Origin of the sequence: Streptomyces sp. QH1-20 (assembly GCF_041283565.1) — a bacterium.
GTDB classification, from domain to species: Bacteria; Actinomycetota; Actinomycetes; order Streptomycetales; family Streptomycetaceae; genus Streptomyces; species Streptomyces syringius.
The window spans coordinates 6375781-6401217 of sequence record NZ_CP166299.1 but is presented as its reverse complement, the minus strand read 5'-3'; the positions used below and the strand labels follow the sequence as shown (position 1 = coordinate 6401217).

The following is a 25437-nucleotide window of genomic DNA, read 5'->3' as shown; positions in this document are numbered from 1 at the left end:
AGGGCCTATGTCAGAGAAGGGCTGCCCTCCTAGCGAACTGTCAGTGATCGCCGAACTTCTTCCACGCGCACTGGCGTCATACAGGGGCGCGGCGAAAAGAGGGCGACGGCGGTTCGTCCGGTGCTCCAACTCGTGAAACCTCTGCTCCGCTGCGGCTGGCAGGTGAACGGTGCGCCGCCGGCTGGGCTCCCGCTGGGGGCCTGCGCTCATGGGCTTCGGAGCCCACTGTTCAATGTCGCCCCAGGTGATCCCTTGCAGGGGCTTGTGGTCAGGGGGCCAAGTCGCATCTTGATCAGTGCCGCCAGTGGAACGATCGTGCCCCTGGTGCCCGACGAGCCGGAGCCCTTCGGCCCTTCCGTGTTCATGGAACCCCCTTGGGATCTCGTGCTGGCTGCCCACGTTACCGGGGCGGGGCGGCGATCAACGGCTATCTCATCGCTGTGACGCAGGACTGACCACCCGACGCCCCACAGGGGACGTTCACGGGGCAGGGGTTGAGTCCTCACCGCTCCACGATCTTCTTCGCCAGGGCAACAATGTGCTGGAAGTCGGCACCGTGGTGATACTCCTTCGAGTGCCTCGGTGAGCGTTCCGAGAGGGCTCTGATCAACCGTCGCTCCCACCGTGGTGCTTGGTCGGAGCTGTGCGAAGCCCAGGCGTCTACAAGGGCGTAGCCGTGCATGTTGGCCTCGTGGCGTAAGCGCATGATCCGTCTCGAAATGTCCGAGGTCCGCCCGATCTTCACGTACGGGGCTGGGCCCGCGAAGGAGAGGGCGTAGAGACGCGTTTGGCCCTTGCTCCATGTGCCGCTCGCGCTGTGAACCATCCGGCCCAGGGCGTGTTCCTCGAAGAAGAACACGCCCCATGAAAGGGGCGGTGGCCGCCCGGGGGCCAGGTATGCCTGGACCGCTTGAACGGCGGCGGCGTGGTCCTCTTCACTGAGGCAGGGGCGAAGCCCCATCTCAATGCAGCTCAGCTTGCCGGTGGACGGGCTCACGAGCTACGGCTCGTCGGCTTGTACTGGCTGTCGTACTCGCGGGCCAGGCGGTTCGCGGGACCCACGGAGTGGGCGCGGGCCTCCAGCCACAGCGCGTAGGCGACGGAACCGACCTGCGGCTCGGGCAGATGCAGCAGCCAGCCACTGCCCGAGGCGGCCCGCTGCGCTGCCTCTACCGCGTCGGCCAGGCCGGGCGCGGGAGGCTGGCGCAGGTCGCTTGCCAGGGAGAGGTAGAGGCGCACGGCCTCCAGGGCCTTCGGTCGGAGTTCTACCTCCCGAGTCGCCTCTGGCCTGGCGTGCGTGGACCGGGCCGAGGGGGCGTTGAAACGGCGGGCGGGGAGGTAGCCGAGGGTGTCGTGGCCTTCCGGCGTCGGCCGGGCCGCCCACTGTGGTGGGCCGGGGCGCAGCTGGAGGAGGGTGTCGGCGTTGGCCATCTCACACAGGCCGATCTTCAGCAGACGGTCCACGATCCTCGGGTCGATGCCGCAGGTGTCGGTGGCCCAGCCGTGCTGTTGCCGGTCCTGGCCGTCGCGCAGGGCTGCCAGGTCTTGGTACTCCGGGTCCTTCAGGACGCCCACGCCTGCCCTCCGGTGCTGCCTGTGGTTCGAGGGCATCATGCCGCGCTACGGGGTGGCCGGGTGGGCAGTTGACGGGACTGGGCTTGGGAAATCGATACGCCTGGGCTGCCACCGGGAGGGATGTACCGACCGAAGCCTCACGGCCTGCCGTCTTCTCCACCGAAAAGCGTGACGTCCAGCAGTGAGTGGACCGCCCGGGCGAGCTGCTGACACCACACATAGGCCGCCGCCGTCTCCACCCGGGCGTCCGGCCCTCCGTATTCCAGCATGCGGCGGACGAACAACAGTCCGTAACCCACCAGCTGCGGAGTCCCGCCGGGCCGGCTCTGGCGCCGCGCGTCGTTCCAGCTCTCCGCCAGCGGCAACAACCGCTCGGCATGCCCCGTCAGCCGCCGGCCGAGCCGGGCCACTTCCTCCTGCCCCGGCACTTCGCCCGCAGGCCCTTCGGCCAGGGCCAGGGCCACCGCGGCCCGGATCGCCTCAACTTCGCTACTGCTGAGAGGAGTCATCCCCGCGAACCTAGCGCGCGGCCGTGACCCGCGCGGCGGTTAGTCCAGAGATCCCCCCGACCGACACCACTCAGCGTCAACAATGGGCCAGCCGGCTCGGACACGTTGTCAAGTATCGGCGCCTTGTTGTGGCGTGCGTAGCCACGGGACTCGCCGCGCTGTGCCTGATCGCGGCCAACGACCTCGCCCGGCTGAGCTGGGGAATCGGGACCACTCCGGCGGAGCGGCCGCCCGGGCCGACGAGGGGCGGCGGGATGTCAGCCGAAGACCACCACCGCAAGGTCGGTGGTCAGCTCCTCAAGCCCCACGTCGCCTTTGCCTGTCCTGACACGTGCCAGTACGGGGCCAGCCATGACGATGTCCCCGTTCAGCTCGCCCCCGGTGATGGTCGCGCTGAAGGCTATCTCCCCCTTGACGGGACTGACGCTGACGCTCCAGAAAATCCGGCTCTTGACGCTGACCGGGCACCACACGATGGTGCCGCTACCGCTGGCACTCCTCAGCGTCCCGAAGGGTCTGCTGCCCACCGGGTGGGCCTCGGCCTTCCCGGTCGCCTCGATCCGGCCCGACCGCAGGTCGCTGTAGCGCCCGTTGGGGGAGATGCAGCCGTTCAGCCTGGCCGTGGCCGACACCCCCGCCTTACCACCGGGCTCCAGCGCAGGAGCAAACGCCAGACGGAACCCCGCCATACCGATCAGGTCACCACTTGTCACGCGAAACTCCCTGTCGCAACAGAAGCGAGATAGACATGCGCGCCAGAGTGCGCCACAGCAGCAACAACCGCATCCCTGATGCAGGGGGCACACCGACGCAGGCCACGGCGCCCAGATGCACGCTCTGGCGCCCCCGTACAGTCCGAGACGATCACGGTGCCCACGAGCCGGGGGCCAAAGCCCGCCAGACCACCCCATGACACCGTCCGCCGAAGACAGAGGCCGTCGGCGCGAGCTTGGTCGCCTGTTCCCCCACCTGTCGGACGTGGACTTCGACGCTGACCAGTACGACACGCAGCTGGCACGGGCAGTTGCTGCCTGGATCTTGAGCCCTGTCTCTTTGGCCGGTCAGCAATGGTGGGGATCGATGAATTTCCCCACCTCCCGCTCAGGCATGGGACGGTCCTGCTCGCGGTGCTGCCCCGGCTCGATGACGAAGGTACGTCGTTCCCTCACTGGGCGACGCTGAGCCCGGAGGAGATTCGTGAGGCCGTCGAGGCAGACACCCGCCCGCACCAGGTGGCGATCTTGTCCCGGATGGCCAAGCTCAAGTACCGGCGTCTCATTGTGGCGTGCGTCGGCACGGGCCTTGCCGCGTTATGTCTCCTTGCGGCGGACCACCTCGCCGCCCTGGGGTGAACGTACCTTTCAACCGCCCATGGGGTGGTAGACCAGGGGGCACGACCCTGTTCTCGGTGCCCCCTCGCTCCTGCGTCTCTTCTTACTCTGTGACCGACTCGAACGGGTGTGGCGAAGGGCTTGGTTCTCTCCGCCCTGGCCAACCCGTCACCTCGGGGGCAGGCGCGTCGTTCACATTTCATGATGAAGCGAATCGCCGTAGCAGCCTGCTTGGCGGGCGGAATCGTGGCCCTGACTGTCAGCCCTGCCGTGGCTGACCCGAACCCTGGCATCCCTTCGCTCACCCGGACCGTCACTAAGACCCTCAAACTGCCCGCCGTTTTTTCGAACCCGCTCACGTCCACCTTCGAAGGTCTCGATATGGACGACATCATCAACAAGGTCGAACAGGCCGCGCAGGGCCGCTGACCCCCGGCGAAGAGCGGGGGCCTACGTCTCTGCCCAAGCGGTCCGCCGCAGGCCCGGTCGCCTGCGGCGGACCGTCGCCACAACTGGGGTATGGCCACCCGCGGCCTGACCTCGGCCACTCTGTGGGCTAGTTCCCTCGCGACCTGCCCCGGCTCCACCCCGCCTGGCGGGAAGCTGATCGACTACTGGCCCAACTCGAAATTGGCCGGGCGCAGGCTCTCCAGCTCGCCGGAGCCTTGACGTCCGGGCTGTAGATCACCCCACCACCCGCGGCCTGCCCGAACTCTTCGCGAACATCGCCGTGCAGACCTACCTCGGGGACATCGACGTCGTCGTGGTGGACCACGGGCCCCGACCGGCCATCGACACGACCGCGCTGCGCCGATGGTGGGTGCCGACGCGGGTAGTGCACGAGCCCCGACCGGGCCTGCCACACGCCCACAACACGGGCATCGAGGCCGCCACGGGCCGGTGGATCCTCATCACCAGCCCGGACGCCATTCCGGCCGCCGACTGGGCCCGCGCCATGGTCAGCGCGCTGACCCACAGCGGGGCGTGCCTGGCCGGCGGCCGGGTCCTCCCCCAGTTCACCGCCGCCCGCGCCCCGGCCCTCTCGCCCGACGTGCTGTCCCTGTTCATGCCGACACAGTGGCCGGACATCCCATGCGAACTGGAGCCGCCCTACGCACTGTCGGGCTGCAACCTCGGGATGCCCCGGGCTGCGGAGCTGCGGTTCGACCGTCAGCTCACCACGTCTGGCCAGCGCCGCCCCGACCACGGAGTTCAGGAGCTGGCCGAACGGGTCCAGCGGGACGGACATCTGGTGACGATGGTGCCGGACGCTGTGGTGTACCCGAGACTCCGCCCCCAGGATCTCACCATGCGGGCGCTGTGGAGGCGCGCCCGTTGGCACCAGGTGCCGATCAGCCGCCTCCTACGCGCACCCCCGCATACCCCTTCCGGGCTCAGCGTCCGTCTGGGGTGCGGCCGGTGGTCGAGCGGGTCGCCACCGAGATGTACCTGGCGCATGTGAGGAAGTTCGAGCTGACCGCCATAGAGGACGCCGACTTCCACCGCCTGATGGACTCCGCGCAGTACGGCGCCGGGGCGTCCCGGCGCATGGTCAGCGCCTGTACCGGGGTCGTCGCCCGCCGGGTGTCTGCGTGTCCTCCACGGTCGCTTCTCCTGCTCTCCTCGGGCCGGGCACGCCTCGTGACCGGAGGACAGCGTTCCGGCCGTCCCGCATCGCGGCACGCCCCTGCCCGCTCCGCCCGGCGGCGGTCGCCGGACCGGCGACCGCCGCCGTACCGGCGCAAAGGGACGTCGGTGGTTACTTCAGCGCGCGGGCCGTCCGTGCACTGCCTGCGTGTTCGGTGTGTGGTCGAAGGCTGAGGAGCTGTTGGCTTTCCTATAGCTGGCACCGCTGGCGGGGGGCAAGCGGTGAGCCGGGGCATGCTGCGCGCGGGTGTTCAGTAAGTGCTCCAGCCCAGGACCAGTGCGCCGGGGTCGCCATTGGCGGCGTAGGTGGAGGGGCGGTTGCCGCCGGTACCGCCGGTGCCGCCCGTGCCAGCGGTCCCGAAGCGGTGACCGTCGTTGCCTCGGGTGCCGTCATGACCGCGGCAGCTGAGCGAGGACGGGCAGGTGCCGGCTGCGCCGCGGGCGCCGCCACTCTGGCCGTTGCCGAGAGTGGCGATGTTGCCGCCGAATCCGCCGCCGCCTCCTCCGCCGCCGCCCCCGCGGCCGTCGGCGCCGAAACCGCCCTGAATGGGCACGTGGGTGCCCGGGGGCAGTGTCGCCTTGCCACCGGCGCCTGCCGCGCCGCCATCACCCCCCTGTCCGCCGGCGCCACCGGCGCCGGCCTTCGGCTTGCCGTCGACGCCGTCGCTGCCCTCTTTGCCCGCAGTTCCCAGGACAGTGTCCTTTTCTGTCTTGCTGGTCAGGTGGGCTGACGTGCACGTGGCTTGGGCGGGGTTGGCCATGGCCATCATGCCGCCGGCGCCGCCGTGGCCGCCTTTGCCGCCGTCCGCGGGACTGTTGCCGCGTCCGCCGCCTTTGCCGCCGGCGCCGCGCGCGCCGCCCGCGCCGCCCTGGCCGCCGGGGGCCGTCACCGCCACGCTGTGTGAAGAAGTTGACTTGGTGGTGATGGCGCTGTCCTGGCCGTTTCCGCCGTCGTCGGCCGCACCGCCTGGTGCACCGTCGCGGCCTTCGTCCCCACCGCCGCTGTTGGCCTCGCCGACGCCTCCCGCGCCACCGGTGCCGGCGTTTGCGTTTTCGCCCTTCTGGCCGCCTCTTCCGACCGTAATGGTGAAGTCGAGCCGGGTCGGTTTGTCGAAGGCGTAGGTGCACTTGATGTAGGCGCCGCTGGATCCACCTGCTCCGCCTCCGCCGCCTCCTCCGCCTCCCCCACTGCCGGCGCTGGGGACATCGAGGGAGGACCCGCCTCCGCCTCCCCCGCCTCCGCCTGCCGCGCCGGCACCTCCCCCGCCTCCGGCGCCGCCCCAGAGGTAGACCGTCAAGGTCTTCACGTTGGTCAGCTGCCACGTTCGCTGGCCTGGCTGGAAGAAGTACTCACACTCGCTTTCCCCGCACGCCTTCGGATCCGCGGCGGCAGGACCGGCTACGGCCAAGGGGAGCAGCCCGCCGACGACCGCACCGGCCATCGCGGTGACCAGCAGATGCCGCCGGGCCGTGGCGGCGAGCCGCCGTGCCTCGCTGCGCCCATCGCAACGCTTGTCCATCAGGTGTGCCTCCAGTGCTCGCTGGTGATGGCGGAAGGGATGAGTCCTTCGTCGTGAGGTGGGCTGGCCCACGCCCGAGCCCGGCCCTGTGTGTGAAGCCGCGCAGCAGCGGGAACAAGCCATCCGGCCGGAGAACCGCACCCGGAAATCGATCACCACCACAGGCGAACATCTGGGGCAGTGACGCCGATCCCCGGTGCCGTTCATCGCCCTCCCACGCCGTTCCTTCGGCGCTCCGCCCGGTGTGGTTGCGCGACGATCACCGCTTGGTGCCGGTCTGGGACAGAGGGCAGCGGTGGCCCGTGCCCGACATCCCGGACCGCAGAGCCCCGCGGGACCACGCTCCAGATGCTCTCCCCGCCGGTGCGCGGCATCGGCGGGGAGAGGCGGTGGTGTTACTTCAGGGCCGAGTCGGCGGTGGAGGCGGCGCCGGAAGTGACCGACTGGGCGGCGGAGTTGACGGTGTCCTTGGCGTTGGTCACCGGGCCCGGCTCGGGCGCCGGGGCGGGGGCACTGGGCGGCGGCTGCTCCTCCGAGGACGAGCCGCCCTTGGCGTCGTACTGGTAGGTGTCGGTCACCTTGTGCTCCTTGGTGATCTTCCCCGGGGCCGGGGAGACGATCGCGACCGGCAGCGGGCCCAGACCGTGACCGTGGCGGTGGTCGTCCGCGAGTGCGGCGGAGGCAGGGCCGAAGACCATCGCGAAGGCGGCGAAGGCCACCCCGGCCGTGGCCAGGCGGTTGCGTGCAGAGGACATGAGCTGCTCCTTAGGAAAGCCGGGGCCGTTGGGGTGCCCCGGGAGATTGAGGTTCGCGGTTTTGGCTGGATGGACAGTGCCGCTGGAAGGCCAGTGCCCGGCCTGCTGCCGGGCAGCTGAAAGGAAGGACCACGCGGCCCTGAGGGAAACGGCGGCGTGAAAGCGTTTGCTACCGGCCGCCGAGCGAGCCGGTCAAATCGTCCGACGAACAGGCCGGAAACCTCTACGGACTGTCGTTCACCCATCGGAAACGGGAACGATAGTGAGTGCCCGTCCGCGCGTCAGGGCCCGCTCGGCGTCAACTCAAACGCACCCTCCGCGTATCGGTCGGGGGAATGTGCCTCGGTTGCGCAACCACGGGTACGCATCAGGCGCCTGCTCGCGCCCGTCAGGGTGATGGCAGTCCACCCGGGATGGTCATCGCATCAGTACGAGGGATGAGGCGCTTCCCGCAGCCGTACGCGGCGTTAGCACCGCGTACGCCAAAGCCGCCTTCTCTCCGGGGAGTTGCTCTTGAAGACCTTGTTTCGCGCCCTGCTCGCCGCGCCGTTGCTAGCAGGCGCTGTGGCCGCCGCACCGGCGGCACCGAAGGCGGCCGCGCAGCCTGCCGGCGTGTCCTGCGCCCAGGGCGTGTGCCAGGCGGCGTTCGCCCGGCAGGGGTGGACTGAGTTCACCGTGCCCGAGGGCGTGAGCACTATCACCGCGCGTGTGTGGGGTGCGGGTGCCGGCGGGGCGGGCGGCGCTACGGGAGGCGGTGGAGGCGGAGGCGGCGGCACGGACAAGGCTGCCTGGGTTGTCAAGAACATCCGGCACGGCGGGGGCGGAGGCGGCGCCGGAGGTGGCGGCGGTGCGGGTGGAACCGGTGGTGGCGCCGGCACGTATGCCACAGGCCGCATCACCGTGAAGCCCGGCCAGAAGCTGAGGATCTTCGTCGGGGAGGGCGGCAAGGGCGGCGGCGCCGGCGGCACGGGCACGGCGGGCGGCGCCGGTTCCAAGAGCAGCGAGCGCGGCAAGCCGGGCCGGGACGCCTACAACCCCGGCAGCGGCAAGCACGGCGGCGCCTCCGAGGTCTACAACCCGCTCGTCGGCATCCTTGTGCAGGGCTCGGGAGGATTCGGCGGCAGCGCCGCCGGCGGCGGCCGGGGCGGCGAGGGCGGCTGCGAGGGCAACACCGGGCCCAAGTGCGCGCTGTACCAGAAGACCTCATTCCCCACCTTGGATCCGCCGACCTACGGCCTTCGTGGCGGTGATGGTGGAACGCCTGGGCAGGGTGGCGTGGCCAGCCGGCCTACCGCCGGGGGTTACGGGCAGATCCACAAGTCTGTCAAGGACGGGCACTGGTATGCGCCCGTCACTGCGGGACAGGGCCAGGCCGGAGGCGACGGCACAGCCGGCGGCCCGGGCGGCTCGGGCGCGTGGCCCACGGACCCGGACACTGTCTCTGCTGCGGGCGGGCAGGCAGGGCGCGGCGGCGCGGGCGGCAACGGCGGGACGGGCGGCACCATCGCGGACAGCGACATCACGCTCCCGGGCTACGTGGGCCTGGGCGGCGCGGGCGGGGACGGCGGCCGCGGCGGGGACGGCGGCGCCGGAGCGCGCGGCGCATGGCGGGAGCGCCTGCTGGAGAACCACGGAAAGAACGGCAAAGGGGGATCGGTAGGCACCAAGGGTCAGCCCGGCGGGGACGGCTACGTACTCCTCACCTGGGACGACCCCACAGCCTGACGCAGACCCCGCAACAACCGGCCGCGCACCGAGCCGACTGCGTGGCCCCCTCGACCGCTCACGGAAGACGCGGGCCCCCAGAAGCCTGTCGGCCGTTTCGGCAGTCCGAGAGAAAAACCCACGGCAGGTTGCCCCCAGGGGTGGGGCAACCTGCCGTGTGCGTCGCGGGGTCCCAAGGGGATCTGGATTGGTTGGCGGGTCCTGCTCGGCTCGGTACTCGCTCGATGGTTCAGCCCCCGGCGAGCGCAATATCGTAGACGTTCTGATGACCGCGTCGAAGTCGCTGTAGGGGGCCGACGCCGAGCGTGAAGGCGTTGGCCTCTTCCTCGATGGCGTCGGCGGTCTGGAGTAGGAAGTAGCTGCGCTCGCGGTACTTGTAGTAGCCGGTGAAGGCGGCCGCCACCGTGACGGTGAAGCCGATGGCGACGATCGTGATGTTCTGCCATGTGGACTGGTTGCGGGTGTCCAGGGCAGCGAGCGTGTGGTGCGGGGCAGGCTCCGCCTCCGCCCGGCCAGCGGTCGGGCGGAGGCGGAGGCGACCCGGGCGGGCGATCCGCTCCAGTTCCTCGGCGCCGACCGCGTCCAGTCCCAGCGCGGTGGCCAGGGCTTGCACGGTGCGGCGCCGCGGCCCCCGGCACCGCTCGCGTTCCAGATCCGACAGCATCCGAACGCTCACCCCCGCGACGTGCGCCAGTTCCTCCTGGCCGAGCCCGGCCCCCCTCCGCAGGCCGCGTAAGCGCTCGCCGAAGCCGCCAGTAGCCGGTATGCCGGCACCCGTGACTACATACTCCCTGGTCAGTGTGGCTCGGCCGGAACGCCGAACCCATCCGGCAGAAGTATGGCGAGTCCCTATTTCTGCCGGTGGAACCGCCTGGCCGACCCTCCTTCCCTCAGGTTGAGTCAAGACACTTCGGACACGGAGCCGGCCCCGCCGGCAGACCGGTCCGTCGCTCTCTCCGCGGGGAGCCCTCGCACACGAGCCTCCGCGCCCGACCTCAGGAAAGCCCTCGATGCAACTGATCTCCGCAGCACGCAGCGCCGGTCGGCGACTGAGTGCGCTGTTCCTCGCCCTGCTCGCCACCTGCGCTCTGGTGAACGTCGACGCGACACCGGCCCGCGCGGACACCAACGAGAGGTGGACGCCGATCGAGTGGGACATCACGGGCATGTCGACCTCAGTCACCAGCCAGACCGTCGAGTCCCGCTACCGCGCCATGCTCGACCGGCTCGAGGCCATCTCAAGTCACGCGATAGCCGACCAGGTGCGGGACACCATGCCGCAGGGAACGGGCCGCTACATCGAGGTCAGGGTCGTCGACCGCAACGCCTCCACGCAGCACCGGTTGACCCTGTACTTTCGCGCGGACAACCTCTACCTCGACGGCATCACGGCCCAAGGGCAGAACTACCGCTTCACTGACGCCGCGACAGCACTGGTGACAGGCTTCACCCAGTACTACAACAACCACGGCAACATGCTCTGGAGGAATCTCCCCTGGACCAGCAACTACAGTGATCTGGCCGGCCAAGAGGCGCGCGGCGCAGCCTCCTACACCACGACCGCGCTCAACTCCTACCTCAATAGACTGTCGACGCTGACGCCGAACAACTGGTCCGACCGCGGCGCGGATTTCGCCTACGTCATCCAGGCCACCGCCGAAGCCGCCCGCAACGGCTGGATCAGGAACCGCATCGCCAACTCTCTCGGAGAAGGCGGTGAATGGGACGGCAACAACTTGTACGCCCACATCGGTGGCTTCGGTACGGACCTGGAGAGGAACTATGCGCGCCTCTCCCGCCTCACCCACCGGTCGCTGAACGGCACTGTCACGGACAGTGATGCCGTCACGATCAACGGTCGGCGCTACCGGAACCTCAACGACATGCGCAACGGAATCTCAAACGGTCCCCGCATCGCCCCCTTCATCGCGCTCTACGGCCAGTAAGGTCACCCGGCGAGAACCCGGCCGCCACCGCCCGGCCTTCCTGGCCAAGGCACTCGCCCCCGTCGGCTGCCACCAGTGATGTGCTCCACCCGCGGCAGCCTGCACCACTACACGACCGCTCTGCCCGGCATGACCACCGGCTGACCACTTCGAGGCTGCGGCCGCCGCGTACCTACGCGGCGGCCGCAGCGCGTCAGGCCCGCCTCGTGGTCTGCATGGCCCGACCACGCCGCACCCCTGATCGCCGCCCATCTCGCCTACCGCCGCCACCGACCCGCTGTTCACCCCAGTGATCCCCGCCGGGCTGGTGGTCGGGCTTGGTCGAACCGAGCTCCAGCAGCCGCTTCTCCGCCGCCGCGCCGTCGTCGAAGGCCGCGAGCACGGTTCCGACTGCCCAAGGCGTCGAGATCGGCGGAGGGGGGCTGATTCTGGGGCGGAAGTATGGGAGTGCCTTCCTGACCTGGGGTGATGAACCTTGCTGACGGGCTATCGGGGTGCGTCCCAAGGTCCAGGTCAGTGCTGATGTGTGCGCTTCTCCTTCGCGCGGCCGGGTGCTTTCGCGCGGCCGGGGAAGCGCGCCCCGCGCCCGGCTCCGGAACACCTCCGGCCCGGTTCGTCCGGGGACCGGTGGTTCCCGGGCGAAGGCGCCCCCGGCCGGCGGATCCGCGCCCCGGCCGCCCCCGTGTCGCGGGCTGCCGCCGCACCCCGGGTACCGCGCGCCCGGCCGGGCCTCCGGTGCCGACCCCGTCCCGGCGGCGGACAACCGGCACTGCCGTCTGATGTCAGTGCCGGGTGGGGTCGAGGGTGCGGAGTTCGGTGGCGGCTTCGGCCTGGAGGGGGTGGTGATGGGCGGTGAGGTTGTACAGGGCGGCGGTCAGGGCGGTGCGGGCCTCGCCGGGGCGGTCGAGGTGGCGCAGCACGCGTCCGAGTTGGAGCTGGACGAGCCCGCTCCATACGGGTGCGTCCGCTTCCTCGAAGGCTGTCAAGGCTTGTCGCAGGGACGGTTCGGCGTCCTGCCAGCGGCCGAGGGCCGTGTAGGTGTTGCCGAGGTATCGCAGGGTGAGGGCCTGGTAGGTGGTGAGCATATGGGGGGCCAGTCCGGGGTGGCCCTGTCGGCAGAGTTCCAGGATGTTCAGGTGGTGTTCGAGCGCTTCGTCGGCCCGGCCGAGCTGGCACAGGGCTTCACCGAGGGAGTTGAGGGTGGTCAGCAGGGCGAGTCTGCCTTCGGCGGTGGGGTTGTCGCGGTGGCAGTCGGCGGAGGCGCGGAGCCGGGCGACGGCCTCGCCCATGCGGCCGAGGCGGCGCAGCGCTCCGGCTCCGTATCCGAGGGCCCACCCGGTCTGGAGCAGATCGTCGCAGGTGCGGGCGACGGCGAGCGCGCGGTCGGCGGCTTCGAGGGCGGCCGGGGCGTCGTGGGCGCAGAAGGTGTGGGCCCAGGCGAGGTAGTTCAGCTGGGTCGCTTCCTCCCGCCGGCGGCCGAGGGCGCGGGCGGCGTGGGCGGAGTGCCGGAAGACGTCGAGCCACTGGGGCCAGTGCTGGGTGAGGTCGGAGAACCAGTGCATCGCCTCAGCGGCATCGAGGACCTGGCGGTGCCATCCGGCGGTGTGGGCGTGGTGGAGGGCGGCGAGCCACTGGTGCCGTTCGGCCTCCAGCCAGGCGCGGGCCCGCTCCCGGCCCGCCGGGGCGGTGGCGGGGTCGGGATCGCCGGCCGGGGCGCTGCGGCGTTCGGCGTCGAAGTGGAGGGCCGCTGCGGTGGCGCGGGCGAGCATCCAGCGGGCGGTGCGGTCCAGGGCCGCGCTCCGGCTGGTCCCGTCGTCCTGGACGGCCAGCTGTTCGGTGGCGAAGAGGCGCAGGAGATCGTGTAACCGGTACCGCTCGGCCTCCGCGTCCGCCTGCAGCAGCCCGCGGCTGCAGAGCTGCTCCAGACGGAGTCCGGCCTCGCGGAGCGGAACTCCCGTCAGGAGGGCGGCGGTCTCCAGACTGACATCGGGGCCCGCGGCGAGGGCGCAGCGGCGCAGCAGGCGCTGGGAGACCTCGTCGAGCTGGCGGTAGGAGAGGGCGAAGGCCGCCCGGACCTTCAGGTCGCCCGCTTCGAGCAGGTCGAGTCTTCGTTCTTCGCAGGCGAGCAGGGTGGCGAGTTTGGTCAGGGTCTCCTGGGGCCGGGCGGCGAGGCGCTGTCCGGCGATCCGCAGGGCCAGCGGCAATCGTCCGCACCGGTCCGCGAGGTCGCGGGCGGCCTGTGCTTCGCGGGCGACGCGTTGCGGGCCGACGATGCGGCTGAGGAGTTCGACGGCTTCCTCGCGGCGCAGCAGGGGGAGGTCGACGCGGTGGGCGGCTTCGAGGCCGGAGAGGCTGTTGCGGCTGGTGACGATGGTGAGGGAGGTGCCCGTCGCGGGGAGGAGGGGGCGTATCTGGTCCTCGTCGACGGCGTTGTCGAGGACGATGAGCAGGCGGCGGGTGGCGGTGAGGGAGCGGAACAGCCCGGCCCGGTCCTCCGGTTCCTGTGGCAGGGACCGTCCGGTGACGCCGAGGGCGGTCAGCAGCCGGGCCAGCGCGTCGCCGGGCCGGACCGGTTCGGGGTCCATGGCGCGCAGATCGAGGTGGAACTGCCCGTCGGGGAAGCGAGGGCTGAGCCGGTGCGCCGCCCGGACGGCGAACGCCGTCTTCCCGAGGCCGGGCGCACCGGCGACGACAGCCACAGGCGGATCGACGGGATCCACAGCGCCGGCCACGGCGTCGAGGGCGTGGTCGCGTGCGGTGAAGTCGCCGACATTCCTCGGCAGGGACAGGACATTGGGTGCCGCCGGGCCGGTGGCCGGGCGGGCGCGGTTCCGCCCGGGCGCGGCCGCCGCCTCCAGCGACCGGGCCCCGTCCGGGTCCAGGCCCAGCGCCCGGGACAACGCCTGGACGGTATGGCGCTGCGGCCCCCGGGTACGACCGCGCTCCAGGTCGGCCAGAGCCCGCACGCTGATCCCGGCGGCCTCGGCGAGCTGCTCCTGGCTCAGCCCCGCGCCGAGGCGCAGAGCGCGCAAGCGCTGCCCGAGGCCGTCGGATGCCGTCGTGGTCATGCTTCTCCCTGGTGTGTGCACGGCCGGGGCGTGACGGCCCGACAGAACTAGGGATGGCGTACTTGTGCCGGAGGTTCCACCTGGTGACGGCTATGACCCGGTGAGGGACTCATCAGGTGCCCGCAAGACTGAAGCGGTACAGGACGTTCTGCGTCCAGCAGCCGTCCGGGCCGGCGGGGCGCAGGAAGGGCGCCCCACCGGGGGACGGAGTGGCCGTTACACGGTGCGGCGTCCGTACGGAAACGGGCCGGCCGTCGACCAGGTGTCAGCCGCGCATGTGCGCACCAACAAGCGGGGCCGGGCCCGGCGCGGGACTACGGCTGCCGGGGCGACGGACAAGGAACGCAAAGCAACGCACGGATCACATGGACGCTGCGGACGATGAGATCACCGCGGACCTGAACACCCGGTTACTCCGGGACCAGCACCCCGACCTGGCGGCCCTGCCGCGCGAACACCGCTATGAACTCACGGAGTGGAGCGGAGACGACCTGTCCCGGCAGCGGCGTACGCTGTCGCCCCGATGATGGTGATCACATCACTCCCTCATTCAGTCCTGAAAAGACCAGGTGACCGCAATCTTGCCGGTGTTGAACTCGGCGAGTTGCGAGAAGGCCGCGGGTGACAGGTCGAGGTCATATTTCCCCCCGAAGTGGGTGTCGACAACCGCCGCAACAACGGTCTTCCCTTTGTAATGGACTCTGACCTTCTTGCCGCAGTACTTGTACTTCGTGACGTCATCCCCCTTCAGTTCCACGCTGAGTGCGACAACGTAGTCACTGTCCACGTTCTTTATGCCGCACGTCCCCAAGCCCGTGCTGTAGAACGTCGCGTTCCCGCTGTAGGAGCGCGCCCGCGGGGAGAGCGGGGTTGCCCCTGAAGTGCTGCTCGGATGTGCGGCGGGTGCGCCAGGGATCGAGCGGGGCGGCTTGGTGTGACTGGGGAACGATGGGGTCGGCCTCGGCGGTCGGGTGGTAGGCGGCTTGGTGGCGTCCGCGTACTCAGGGTGTTCAGCCAGAGCGGAGCGGGGCGGCTTGGTCTGAGCAGGGGCAGCGGTCCCGGGCTGAGCGGATGCGGCTGTGGCTGTACCGGTGTCCTGGGACGGGGAGGCAGTGGCCACACTCGCAGCGCCGGCGGAGCCGGAGACCAGCAGGGCGACTGCCATCCCTATGATTTTCGCTCTCATGTGATGAGTTGATCAGAGGGTCGCTGTGCTCACCAGGCATAATCCCCGGCAGAAGTAGGGTCGGTGATACTTCTGCCGGTCGATCGTGCACCTCTCGCGGCACGAGCGGCACACCCCCGGGGGGCCAGCTCATGAACAACACGCCCCGTGACAAGTTCGGTCACACCTGCGTGGCCTGCGCATGACGGCCGGATGACCGGAAATGCCCGTCCGAATCGCCGACCGGCACGCTTCGAGCGGGCTCGCCCACCGAGGCAGGTCGACTGGAGCACCTTGGAGGCGGCAGACTCGGGGGGAGACGGAAGGGGTACAGCGATGAGCGCACAACCGGTGCACTACGGCGACAGCGGGGCGCCGTCGATCCCGCGCACCCAGAACGGGGTGGCGTAGGCGCTGCCGCCAGCGGACCGGATGGAGTTCTACGACAGCCGGTGAGCGATGAGTACAACAAGCAGGACGACGGCGAAGGCGAAGACGACCAGCTTTCGCCCGCCGCTCTCCCGCTGCTTTCCCCCGAGGTCTCGGCCTCGGTCTTCTCCGCCGTCATGAATCTGATGGTGGAACTGCGCGAGCATCCGGTGCCGCCGCTTGCGCGGCCGGTCCCGGGACGTCCGGGCTGGTTCTCGGCCCCGCTTGCCCGGGACGCCGGCCTGGCCGAGTACCACGTGCGTGAGGGCGAGCCGGGCGACGATGGCCCGCGTATCTACGTCGCCCGCATCGTGATCTCGGACGACTGGCCCGATTTCTGAACAGGCACGACGACGGCGGGACCATGATCCCGCGATGAAGAGCAGAAGGCGGTCCGACGGGAGTTCCTCCCGTCGAACCGCCTTCGAGTTCCAGGCGACGGAGGGTGAGCACCAAGTCCGACTGGTGCATCCGCTCCGGTTGGCGAGCCCACGCACCAGCTCCTGGGGCGCGATAGCGTGGACGCCCTGATGACCGCCGTTTTTCATGATCTGGCAGGAGCTCCGCGTGCCCGATGAACCCGCGCAGAGCGAGATCTGCACTTTCACGCGCCGTTTCAAGCAAGCGCAGGAGCGGACCGATCGCGAGCTCGGGATCGTCAGGAGCGACCTGACCGCGCTGCGGCTCCAGGTCGGCAATCTTGATCAGAAGGTCAGCAACCTCGACTCCAAGGTGGACGAGCGCGCTGATGAGATACGCGGTCTGAGCGATAGCTTCGGCGACCTGAGCGAGAAAGTCGACCGCAACCAGGCACAGATCGTCGAGTTGCTCACGCACTTGGTCGGCAAGAGCACAGACGCAAGCTGATCACTTTCACCAGCCGCGGCCGTGTCAGGTGGGAGCAGGGGCCCGGATCCCGGTTACGGGATCTTCGGGCCCTTTCCTGTACCTACCTACCTGCCGTGGCCAAAGCATGATAGATGCCACAAAGGCGGGCTTGTTGTCACCAGATCTTCGGTGTGGTGTCCCACGGATCCCGGCAACCTCCCCCCTCTGCCTCGTGAGCCCTAAACTGTCCGAGCTACCGACGGCGGACGGCGGGGACTGCAATGGCTCGTGTGGTGGGAATAGACCTGGGAACGGCCAACTCCGTCGTCGCTGTACTGGAGGAGGGCAGGCCCCGCGTCGTCACCAACGCCGAAGGCTCCCGGGCCACTCCGTCCGTCGTCGCGTTCACCGCAGAGGGCGAGGTGCTCGTCGGTGAGGCGGCCCGGCGCCAGACGGTCATCAACGCGGGTCGTACCGTGCGCGCGGTCCGACGGCGCACGGGCACCGACTGGGCGATCCGTATCGACGGGGAGTCGTACCCGGCGCAGAGGATCACGGTCCTCCTACTGCGGAAGCTCAAGCGGGACGCCGAGGCGTCCGTGGGAGAAGAGCTCACCGATGCGGTGATCACCGTCCCGGCGTCCTTCGGCGAGGCGCAGCGGGAGGAGACCCGGGAGGCGGGCCGGCTCGCCGGGTTCAACGTCCTGCGCGTGGTCAGCGAGTCGTCCCTCGCGGGCCTGGGCCACGCGGTGAGCAACGGCGGGCGTGGCCAGACGGTGCTGATGGTCCGGTGCGGAGCTGGCTCCTTCGACGCGTCCCTGCTGGAGATTGACGTGGCGGACGGAGACACCGTTGCCGTGGTCAGGGCCGTCTGCGGCGACGACAACCTGGGTGGGGACGACTGGGACCGAGCTGTGGCCGAGGAGTTGGCGGCACGGTTCAACAGCCTGCACGGCATCGACCTGACCCGCGACGAAACGGCGGCGGCGCGGCTGCGCGAGGCTGCCGAGCAGGCGAGGATCGACCTCTCCTCGGCCTCGGAGAGCACGGTCGAGCTGGCGTACGCCGCCGTTACGGCCGAAGGTCCGGTGCACCTGCACGATCGTCTGACCCGTGACCGCTTACGGCAGTTGATCCGCGGCCCGCTGAAGCGGTGCGAGGTGCTGCTCCGCGGGCTGCTCAAGGACTCCGGCCTGGCCCTCGGCGACATCGACCAGGTCGTCCTCATCGGTGGCGCGACGCGGACGCCCGCCTTCGTGAGCCTGCTGCGTGAGCTGACCGGAGGCAGGGAACCAATCCGCAGCGCGGACGCCGACGGACTCGCCGCAGCCGGTGCGGTGCTCCAGGCGGGCCTGCTCAAGGGGGTCAGGACGGACGTCCTCCTGACCGACGCCGTTGCCCTGGACCTCGGCGTCGAGACGCAGGGAGGTGTCATGACGCCGGTGGCCCGGCGGTCGTACCCGCTCGGGACAGTGCGCTCCGAGATGTTCACGCCGACCGGGAAGATACCCGCCGATGGCCGGCCCCGGGTCATCCGGCTCTGGCAGGGCATGAGTCCCGTGGCGGCGGAGAACGAGCGGCTGGGCGTCATCGAGCTGACCGGCCTGCGGAGCGCCGGGGGCCGGGCGCCGCAGATCGAAGTCACCTTCACGGTTGACCACAACGGAATCGCCCACGCCACCGCGAAGGACATAGGTTCCGGACAGGAATGGCAGATGGCCCGGGGCTGGCCGTCGGGCGCGCAGGTCCTCGCGCTCGCCGTCGTACGGCCCGAGACCGTGCCCCGGCCCGAGACCGTGCCCCGGCCCGAGACCGTGCCCGGCGGCCGGCTCTGGAGTCCTGGCACGGTGCCGGTGTCACAAGAGGTCCGCGCAACGGCCGAACGGGAGCAGCTCGGCAAACTCCGGGGAAGCTATGGCAAGGCCAAGTCCGGGTTCGGCGACCGAGTGGCGCTGGCCTTCTTCACCGCCGCCCTCCTGTGCCTGGCCGTGCGTGGGATCGACACCGGCAACGCGATCCTGACGATCGTCGGCGCGACTGGAGCATTGGCGTGCGGGTACGGGTTCGTATCCGCGCACGGGCGTGCCGGGCGGTATGCTCTGCTGTACGCGCAGCTCCACATATTCGAGCACGGGCTGATCATCGTCAACGGTGCGGGGAAGGCCGCCGCCCACGGCTGGGACGCCCTCACGGTGCGCCAGTCGGTCGTCGCGCACTACCTCGATGGCAGGTACACCAGTACGACGCACGAGTATCCGCTGACCCGTACCGACGGCTCGGAACTACTGCCCGCGCACGCCGTCGCCCACGCGAAGGAGTGGGGCCCGGCCGTCCAACAGGCCGTGACCGAAGCGAAATTGCCCGGAAAACTCGCCGCGATCCGTCGGGGCGAGACCCTGGAACTCGCCGGGATCAAGTTGAGCCGGGAAGCCGTGGAGGCGCGCGGCAGGACCGTGCCCTGGAGCCAGATCGAGCGGGTCACGCTGGTAAACGGCATCGTCGGGTTCCACGTCAGGGACGAGAAGCGGCTGCTGATCCGCTTGCCGGTGGCCGCTATCCCGGACTTCTTCGTCTTCTACGAGATCGTCAAACGACTACAGGCACCGGACTGGTACCCCGGCACCACCAGCTCCTGAGCCCGCGGTTCCCTGCTGGGGAGGCTGCGAGGGAGGCCCTTGGGAGGTCGCCGGCTGCGAGGTTTCCCGCAGCCGGCGCCCTCCCGGCAGGCCCTCAGCGGCGGCCGAGTCCTCGGGCGAGTGCGCGTATCAGTTCGCCACCGCTTCGGCACCGTCGCCAATCCCGGCCCGGCACTTTCGATCTTCGCCGCTGGTGACAGAAAGGCTGCCGAATGAGCGTTTGTGACAAGCCGGGTGCCTCATTGGTGACGACCAGCCTGCTTCGACGGGTCGTATTCGCCAGCTCATCCGGCTCTGCCGGTGACAACTACTGAGCTTCGGCTCATGTCGGCGTACACCGGGATCTTCTCGGTACGACCGAAGGTGTTCAGCTCTCATGGGCGAGATGAGGGTGCTCGGTGTAACCGGGAGGCGATACGGGCGGGGATGGGGAACACTTCGCCGGGTGATCGCGATGCAGCCCGTCCTGGAGATCTACACCCCTGACGGTTTCGACCTCTGGCCTATCGCCGAGATCGAGCCGTTCGGCTTCCTGCCCCTGAGCGGTGAGCTCTCACCCGCTGAGGTCGGAACCGCGGTGATGCGCATCGCCGGCTGCAATGACATCGATCCCGACGGCGACCGCCCGCCTCGTCCGGCCGACGCACTTGAGTCGTTCCTTCACGGGCTGCTCACCTTCGACAGCCTCTTCGCGGCCGGCGGCCTGCGAGTCGCCGACCACTCCACAGGCGTCACCTTCCTGCCCGGCTGCTGCGACGGACTGGAGGACTGGCGCGACTGGCATCAGTTCGTCGACGGCGGCAGCCTGCTCGGATTCGGCCACGATCCCTCTCCGGTTGCGGAGCGGTTCGGCGACAGCGTCCGGCTCACTGTCAACGCCGAGCAGAGCGACAGTCCGGTGATCGAGCTGTCGGTCACCGAGCTCCGCCACCTGCTCGCCGGTGCCGAGCGGGACCTGGCCGGCTTTCTTGCACTGGCTGCTGACTGGGCCTCCAGGCGCCTGCCTGACTACTGCGCCCCCGTCACAGCCGCCCTCGCCCGCGCTCTCGGCCTTCCGGCGCCGACCGCACTGCCGCAGCCGTAGGACGGCGACACCGTCACCAGTGCCTCCGGGATGGGCTTCACCCTGAGTAGGAGATCCCGGCCTCTGCGACCCAGCGGACCCGTCCCAGCCCCGAGTCGTGCTGATGTCCGCGTCGGGCGATCTTGGGGATGATGTTCCGCTTCCGCTCGGCCCGGGCTCGCTCCGGTCACCCGGGCAGTCTTCCCGGGCAGTTGCAGATCCATGCGCGTCCCGCTTTCGTCGTCATCGTTGTCCGAAATCTTGCCCTAAATGGCCATCAAATCGCCTGAATGGAGTCGATCAGGACATTGGGCAGTTAATTTTAGTCACGTGCCATTTGAAAGGTTGCCATGTACAGGGACCCTGCACGATCGTCATCGTGCAAGCGGAAAACCTTTCCCGGAAATGACCGCGGAATGTGATCACGTACGGGCTCGGAATCAGGGAGTACTTGTGCTTTCGAAAACCAAGAGGGTCGCGCGCTCCGCAACCGTGGCGCTCGCTGCCGCCGCCGCGTTCACCGTGCTGATGCCCAGCGGCAACGCCTTCGCTATCGATAAGGTCGAGTGCCGCGGCGGCGAAAACTTCCTCAAGATCTGGTCGCACAACAACGGGCGGCAGAGCGTGGACTGCTACGCGAACAAGGGCCGGACCAACTTCGGCAACTGGTGGGTCGACCGGATCTCCACGGGCAACAACGACCTGATCTACTACGACGCCAACGGCGACTCCGTGCGTATCAACCGGTGGACCGACATTACCTTCCCGAACCGCCCGCCGAAGGTGAAGGACATCGAAATCCTCTGATGAGTGGCGGCTCGGATAAATACGAGTCGATAACTCGATGAAACGGTGGCCATCTCCGCACCATGGCCATTTCCGCATCCCGCCGGCCACGCCTTTTCGGGCGTGGTCGGCGTAGGCCATTTCGGCCGACGCCCTCACGCGCCCCGCCCCGTGCTTCCCCGCAGCACCACCTCGCCCCCACACGCCCCGCACCCGCTCCACCCGCGACAGCCGCCCAGCAGGCTCCCGCAGGGCCAGTTCGAGGACGCCGCGGCCCATCCGCGGCCGCCGTACGCCAGCTGATCGCCGAAGGGCTGCTCGTGGGGCCGCGCGGGCAGTACGTCAACGCGTTCAGCCCCCAGCAGCAGCGCCGGCGCGTGAAGCAGCTGCGCGAGCGCGCCAGCCAGATGCGCCGCGAGGCCCTTGAACTGATGAGGGCAGCGCGGGAGATCGAGCAGGAGCTCCCCGCCGGCGGCGACGCCCAGGAGACGTAGCCGCGCCCGACTCGGGCTCCAGGGACGGGTGTCACCTGGTGCCACGTCAGCGTCAACCTGTGAGGTCTATGCGGCTCACAGGGCGTTTTCCCAGGTAGACGCCATGTCTATGAAGCTGTGAGCCTGTGAGGCGAAGCTCGCGCCGGTGCTTCCGCACGCCCTGGTGCCGCCCGCCGGAGGACGATGGAGTCGTGGGCGAGCAGAACGAGGACCAGGAGCACGTCGTCGAACCGGCGCGGCCTCCGCTCACCGCGGCGCGCGCCCGGGAGATGACGGTCGGGCTGCGCGAGGTGATGGACGATGTCCGGCGCTCCGTGGCGGTTCTCGCCGCCCGGGGTTCGTGACGCGCACGCCGCCCGCGTCTGGCTCCCGCTCGGGCACAGCAGTTGGGAGTCGTACTGCGAAGCGGAGTTCGGCATCAGCCGCGCCCAGGCGTACCGGCTGCTCGACGTCGCCCGCTCTCTCGCCGCGATCCACGGTGCCGTCGCGGCCGGCACCGATCCGTCTCGCACGCGAGACAGCGTCCCGGCCGCCGCGGCCGCGCTCGACTACGGCCTGCCCCAGCGCGCCCTGATCGCCGTCTCCGGCTGTACGGAAACTGTCGCGGAGCTGATCACCCGCCGACTCGCCACGCTCGCCCACAGCGGCCTCCAGGCCCTCGATGAGCCGACTGTGCGCGCGGTGATCCGCCAAGCCGTCCGCGACGTCCGCACTCCACCGCCTCCGCCGCCCGACGATCCGCCGGCGGATCCCGCGCTCGCCGCACTGCGCGCCGTCGTCGACGAACTCGCCGCCGGCACCCACGCGATCGGGGAGCTGATGCTCGAAGTCGCCCCGGCCTACCTCTCCGACACCGAGGCCACCGACGTCCTCGCCCCGCTGTGCGAGCAGATCGGCGAGACCCTCGAGAACGGACTCGCCGCCCGCCGCTACGCCCTGTCCGGCGACCGCCGCGCCCTGCACGGCACCGTCGTGTAGGCCACCGATAGACGGGGTGCCGCTGTTCCTGACCGTGCTGCTCGCCGGGGTGCAGCGGGTGTGCTGCTCGGTGGGTTCCGGTGGGGTGCTGGCCGTCGTCGCGGTAATGCAGCTCGGGGTCCGAAGGCGGGGCTTCTTCTCGTGCTGGCGTTTGAGCCGTGGCTGACGGAACATGACGAGCCTCGGGCCGGCCCCGAGGCTCGTCATAGGGAATACGGGTCTAGCAGCAGAAATCTACCTGCCTACGACTTGACCTTGTAGATGTCGGAGCACGTGTAGAACGAAGTTCCCTTGCCAACGCAAGCCCAGAACGTGTAGGTCTTGTTCTCGGGAAGGTTTCCTCCGGCCTTATCGGTGTACGGCGCGCTGTGCCCCTTGGTGCTCGCCTTCCTGACCGGGCTCGTGCCGACGAAACCATCGATGTAATAGCCATCAATGCCACGGTCTGTAGCCGACAGCCTGTCACCGTCAGCCCTCCAGTTGACCACGCCCGCCGCCTGACCGTCGATGACGATCACAATCCCGGCCGTGCTTCCTCCCCCGCCCATAAACCTCACGTTCGGCGCCGCGGAGGCGTTGTTTGCACCCATCGTCACTGCTGCGCCTGCCAGGACGGCGGTCGTCACGAGAACCGATGTAGCGCGCTTGCGCAGAGAAGTCTTCATATTTCCCCCTGGAAATAGAGTGTGTGGTCACCCAAGATCATAGTCCTCGCAGGGCGACATCATGAAATCAATCCCGCAGGCTGAAAATCGCTCCACAACGGCGCAAACTGCATGATAGGGGATGGGTGCAAACAGTCAATCGCATGGCGAAACAGGGATTTGTGCTCCATGTTCTATATTGCACTCCTTTGTGAGGTAGGGAAGGCGAAGCGCGACGGTGCGGTCGTAGAGCGTTTGCTCTCACTCCTTGCGCGCCGGATCGGTTACGCAGACTTCTACCGCGGCACACCACCTGGCAGGCGAAGTGGTCGTAAGAGCCGATGCATTCGCTGCATTCGGTGCGGTTGATGACATAGAGCTCGTTGCCTTTAGTGATGGCCTCATTGGGGCACTCGGGTTCGCATGCACCGCCGTTAATGCAGCTGGCGGTGATGTAAGCGGCCATCAAAAGCTCGCCCCAATCCGGCGGACGTGGTGCTGGCGCCCGAGGGGCGTACATGCACGCCACGGCGCTGGTGGTGGTCGTCAGGTGGCAACAGGGTGCTGCACGGGTGGCAGGCCGGCCCCGGCTGTGCAGCGACGGGCAGCTACGCTCGCCGCTGCCCCCACCGGCGCCTGCTGCTCGCGGCCGCCAGCACGGCCGTGGGCCGGTCCCGGGTGGTTGGATGACAATGCACAGCTGCTGCATGGATCGGCCACGGCCCGAGCAGCCGCTGTTTGTTCCGGAGGAGCAGAACAAACCGGTCCACTTGGTGCTACCACCCCGCCCGCTGCTCGCTGTCCGGCGCGGGCCGCGGGGACCCTCGCGTTGTTCTGCTTCCCCCAGCCGATTGCCGGGCGGTGCTACCGGCTATTTCCCGAGTCCTTACGCCCTCCGACGAGAGGCGAGTCAGATCCCTGACCGACCGAAATCATCTCCGCTACCCCTGAGTTGGGTAGGCGATCGTGTCCCAAAGTCGGGTAGCGCCGAGGTAAGGCCAAATGCCGCCAGTATTTGATCTTGGCGTCCGGCCCGGCGCGGGCCGTCACCTATTCGGCCGAAGGTCGTTGGTGGTGATGCTGACTGAATCTGGGCCTGGGGCGGGACTGTGACCTCGATCGAGCGGACTGAAGCTTCTCCGCCAGGTCGAACATCACCGACCGGTCCCGACCGATCTGCCCGTACAGCAGCACCTCCCAGAAGTTGCCGTGATGCGCGGACACCTTCTCGATCTGCTCGTACTGCCCGGCGAACCCGCCGAAGCCCTCCACCGCCTTGGTCACCACCCCCAGGCCACCGGCCTGCACCAACTGGGCCTTCACCAGGGCGAGCACTGTTCACTGCGACGTCCGAGGACGGGCGGGTCCTGGACGCGCTCGCGCACGCGATGCGCAACGAGAGTGCCCGCGGCGAGTACATCAGCGCGCTCGGCGAGGATGGCAAGCCGGTCGACATCTCCTTCGCCACGCAGAACTGGCGCAAGGCGGTGCTCGACAAGACGCGTCCGGGGCGGTTCGTCCGCAAGCACTTCGAGGCGATGGTCTTCACCCACCTCGCCGAGGAACTGCGCACGGGGGACGTCGCGGTGGTCGGCTCGGAGGAGTACGCGGACTGGTCCGAGCAGTTGCTGGCCTGGGAGGACGTGCAGGACAAGCTCGCCGATTTGAATGCCGCGGAAGCGGCAGCAGCCCTGCCGGGGCAGGCTTCAAGGGCTGCCGTCTGCCGCTCGTGCAGGAAGGCCATGGCCCGGCCCATCGCCCCGAGCAGGTCGTCATGGAGCGTGGCCGGCAGGGACCCGAAGAGCACAGCGAGGATGACACTGCGGGTGACATCGTTGGCGAAGAACCCCCAGCGGAACCGCCTCGCCGACGGCCAGCCGGCCCGTTTCCCTGCGGACGACGCGCGCGATGGCGCGGGCGCGTCCGTCCTGGTCCGGGGTGGCGAGTGCGTGAGCGAGCACGTGCCGCGCCAGCCGGTGAGGCTCTCCGTTGAGGAAGGCAACGGACCGGCTGGTCACCAAGGGTTCGAACATGCTGGGTCCCAGGCCCACCAGGTCCCTGTGATGCCGGACGAAAATGTCCTCGATAGCCTCGGGGACGGCGACGTAGACACGCGGCGGCCTGCCTTCGGCATGGACGGTGAACACCGGCCCGTATTGCTGGCCGAACGCGCGCAGGCTCCTGTATTGCTCCCGCTCGCACGCCCGCCACGCACCAGCGTCAAGGTGGCGACCGGGCGGTAACCCCTGCGCCCTTAAGGGCTCAAACTCAGCCACGACGGACCCCGGGAAGACAAGCCCCGCCTCGCGAGTGTGCATGCGCACGCGCCAGCGTCATG

Annotated in this window: 26 protein-coding genes and 1 pseudogene; 14 read left to right on the top strand and 13 right to left on the bottom strand. The window is 69.3% G+C overall.

The features are described from left to right. Positions 1-502: 502 nt before the first annotated feature. From AB8O64_RS28780 to AB8O64_RS28765, 4 genes are all read right to left on the bottom strand, one after another. The gene (locus AB8O64_RS28780; RefSeq protein WP_370423998.1) at positions 503-826 is read right to left on the bottom strand and encodes a GIY-YIG nuclease family protein; all 324 of its coding nucleotides are present in this window, start codon (positions 824-826) and stop codon (positions 503-505) included. A 167-nt stretch (positions 827-993) separates the two neighbouring features. Continuing rightward, positions 994-1575 carry a DUF6417 family protein gene (locus AB8O64_RS28775; protein ID WP_370422236.1) on the bottom strand — a complete coding sequence of 194 codons (582 nt, stop codon included), beginning with the start codon at positions 1573-1575 and terminating at the stop codon, positions 994-996. A 137-nt stretch (positions 1576-1712) separates the two neighbouring features. Next, positions 1713-2084 carry a hypothetical protein gene (locus AB8O64_RS28770; RefSeq protein WP_370422235.1) on the bottom strand — a complete coding sequence of 124 codons (372 nt, stop codon included), beginning with the start codon at positions 2082-2084 and terminating at the stop codon, positions 1713-1715. A 257-nt stretch (positions 2085-2341) separates the two neighbouring features. Next, entirely contained in the window at positions 2342-2797 is a 456-nt protein-coding gene (locus AB8O64_RS28765; protein ID WP_370422234.1) for a hypothetical protein, read from the bottom strand. A 354-nt stretch (positions 2798-3151) separates the two neighbouring features. Here AB8O64_RS28765 and AB8O64_RS28760 point away from each other — a divergent pair, with 354 nt between their 5' ends. The 3 genes from AB8O64_RS28760 (at position 3152) to AB8O64_RS28750 (ending at position 4877) form a co-directional block, all read left to right on the top strand. Beyond that, a complete protein-coding gene (locus AB8O64_RS28760; RefSeq protein WP_370422232.1) occupies positions 3152-3436 on the top strand; it encodes a Pycsar system effector family protein in 285 nt (94 codons plus the stop codon). Between the two features lie 183 nt (positions 3437-3619). After that, on the top strand, positions 3620-3844 hold the full coding sequence (locus AB8O64_RS28755) for a hypothetical protein (protein WP_370422230.1): 225 nt from the start codon (positions 3620-3622) through the stop codon (positions 3842-3844). A 274-nt stretch (positions 3845-4118) separates the two neighbouring features. Beyond that, entirely contained in the window at positions 4119-4877 is a 759-nt protein-coding gene (locus tag AB8O64_RS28750) for a glycosyltransferase family 2 protein (protein ID WP_370423997.1), read from the top strand. Positions 4878-5313: 436 nt separating this feature from the next. Here the strand turns inward: AB8O64_RS28750 and AB8O64_RS28745 are convergent, their stop codons facing one another. Both AB8O64_RS28745 and AB8O64_RS28740 read right to left on the bottom strand, forming a co-directional pair. Further along, complete coding sequence (locus AB8O64_RS28745) at positions 5314-6744, bottom strand: hypothetical protein (RefSeq protein ID WP_370422228.1); 1431 nt, start codon at positions 6742-6744, stop codon at positions 5314-5316. Between the two features lie 233 nt (positions 6745-6977). Next, the gene (locus tag AB8O64_RS28740) at positions 6978-7337 is read right to left on the bottom strand and encodes a hypothetical protein (RefSeq protein WP_370422226.1); all 360 of its coding nucleotides are present in this window, start codon (positions 7335-7337) and stop codon (positions 6978-6980) included. Between the two features lie 513 nt (positions 7338-7850). Between AB8O64_RS28740 and AB8O64_RS28735 the strand changes: the two genes are divergently transcribed. Beyond that, positions 7851-9062, top strand: coding sequence for a hypothetical protein (locus AB8O64_RS28735; RefSeq protein ID WP_370422225.1), 1212 nt, complete (start codon positions 7851-7853; stop codon positions 9060-9062). 229 nt (positions 9063-9291) lie between these two features. Here AB8O64_RS28735 and AB8O64_RS28730 read toward each other — a convergent pair whose 3' ends face one another. Next, positions 9292-10143: a helix-turn-helix domain-containing protein gene (locus AB8O64_RS28730; RefSeq protein WP_370422224.1), complete on the bottom strand. Its 852-nt coding sequence runs from the start codon at positions 10141-10143 to the stop codon at positions 9292-9294. Here AB8O64_RS28730 and AB8O64_RS28725 point away from each other — a divergent pair. Then, positions 10073-11008 carry a ribosome-inactivating family protein gene (locus AB8O64_RS28725; RefSeq protein ID WP_370422222.1) on the top strand — a complete coding sequence of 312 codons (936 nt, stop codon included), beginning with the start codon at positions 10073-10075 and terminating at the stop codon, positions 11006-11008. The genes AB8O64_RS28730 and AB8O64_RS28725 overlap by 71 nt on opposite strands. Before the next feature lie 782 nt (positions 11009-11790). Here the strand turns inward: AB8O64_RS28725 and AB8O64_RS28720 are convergent. After that, entirely contained in the window at positions 11791-14076 is a 2286-nt protein-coding gene (locus AB8O64_RS28720) for a tetratricopeptide repeat protein (protein ID WP_370422221.1), read from the bottom strand. Between the two features lie 365 nt (positions 14077-14441). On the opposite strand from AB8O64_RS28720, the gene AB8O64_RS28715 reads away from it, so the two are divergent. Next, positions 14442-14603, top strand: coding sequence for a hypothetical protein (locus tag AB8O64_RS28715; protein WP_370422220.1), 162 nt, complete (start codon positions 14442-14444; stop codon positions 14601-14603). Positions 14604-14626: 23 nt separating this feature from the next. On the opposite strand, the gene AB8O64_RS28710 is transcribed toward AB8O64_RS28715, so the two are convergent. Further along, positions 14627-14863: an RlpA-like double-psi beta-barrel domain-containing protein gene (locus tag AB8O64_RS28710; RefSeq protein WP_370422218.1), complete on the bottom strand. Its 237-nt coding sequence runs from the start codon at positions 14861-14863 to the stop codon at positions 14627-14629. An 830-nt stretch (positions 14864-15693) separates the two neighbouring features. Between AB8O64_RS28710 and AB8O64_RS28705 the strand changes: the two genes are divergently transcribed. From AB8O64_RS28705 to AB8O64_RS28690, 4 genes are all read left to right on the top strand, one after another. After that, a complete protein-coding gene (locus tag AB8O64_RS28705) occupies positions 15694-16011 on the top strand; it encodes a hypothetical protein (protein WP_370422216.1) in 318 nt (105 codons plus the stop codon). 226 nt (positions 16012-16237) lie between these two features. Next, positions 16238-16537, top strand: coding sequence for a hypothetical protein (locus AB8O64_RS28700; protein ID WP_370422215.1), 300 nt, complete (start codon positions 16238-16240; stop codon positions 16535-16537). 251 nt (positions 16538-16788) lie between these two features. Continuing rightward, positions 16789-19134, top strand: coding sequence for a DUF6585 family protein (locus tag AB8O64_RS28695; protein WP_370422213.1), 2346 nt, complete (start codon positions 16789-16791; stop codon positions 19132-19134). Positions 19135-19510: 376 nt separating this feature from the next. After that, positions 19511-20218, top strand: coding sequence for a hypothetical protein (locus AB8O64_RS28690; protein WP_370422211.1), 708 nt, complete (start codon positions 19511-19513; stop codon positions 20216-20218). A gap of 46 nt (positions 20219-20264) precedes the next feature. Here AB8O64_RS28690 and AB8O64_RS28685 read toward each other — a convergent pair. Continuing rightward, positions 20265-20372, bottom strand: a pseudogene (locus AB8O64_RS28685) (IS5/IS1182 family transposase); the annotation flags it as partial. A 278-nt stretch (positions 20373-20650) separates the two neighbouring features. On the opposite strand from AB8O64_RS28685, the gene AB8O64_RS28680 reads away from it, so the two are divergent. The 4 genes from AB8O64_RS28680 (at position 20651) to AB8O64_RS28665 (ending at position 22455) form a co-directional block, all read left to right on the top strand. Beyond that, on the top strand, positions 20651-21004 hold the full coding sequence (locus tag AB8O64_RS28680; protein WP_370422209.1) for a beta/gamma crystallin domain-containing protein: 354 nt from the start codon (positions 20651-20653) through the stop codon (positions 21002-21004). Between the two features lie 299 nt (positions 21005-21303). Further along, complete coding sequence (locus tag AB8O64_RS28675; protein ID WP_370422208.1) at positions 21304-21477, top strand: hypothetical protein; 174 nt, start codon at positions 21304-21306, stop codon at positions 21475-21477. Positions 21478-21668: 191 nt separating this feature from the next. Continuing rightward, complete coding sequence (locus tag AB8O64_RS28670; protein WP_370422206.1) at positions 21669-21821, top strand: hypothetical protein; 153 nt, start codon at positions 21669-21671, stop codon at positions 21819-21821. Next, positions 21778-22455: a hypothetical protein gene (locus AB8O64_RS28665; RefSeq protein ID WP_370422204.1), complete on the top strand. Its 678-nt coding sequence runs from the start codon at positions 21778-21780 to the stop codon at positions 22453-22455. Before AB8O64_RS28670 ends, AB8O64_RS28665 begins: the two co-directional genes overlap by 44 nt. Before the next feature lie 242 nt (positions 22456-22697). Here AB8O64_RS28665 and AB8O64_RS28660 read toward each other — a convergent pair whose 3' ends face one another. From AB8O64_RS28660 to AB8O64_RS28650, 3 genes are all read right to left on the bottom strand, one after another. Further along, a complete protein-coding gene (locus tag AB8O64_RS28660) occupies positions 22698-23120 on the bottom strand; it encodes a hypothetical protein (RefSeq protein WP_370422203.1) in 423 nt (140 codons plus the stop codon). 1029 nt (positions 23121-24149) lie between these two features. Then, complete coding sequence (locus tag AB8O64_RS28655) at positions 24150-24434, bottom strand: hypothetical protein (protein ID WP_370422201.1); 285 nt, start codon at positions 24432-24434, stop codon at positions 24150-24152. 437 nt (positions 24435-24871) lie between these two features. Next, positions 24872-25417: a cytochrome P450 gene (locus AB8O64_RS28650; protein WP_370423996.1), complete on the bottom strand. Its 546-nt coding sequence runs from the start codon at positions 25415-25417 to the stop codon at positions 24872-24874. Positions 25418-25437 lie beyond the last annotated feature (20 nt).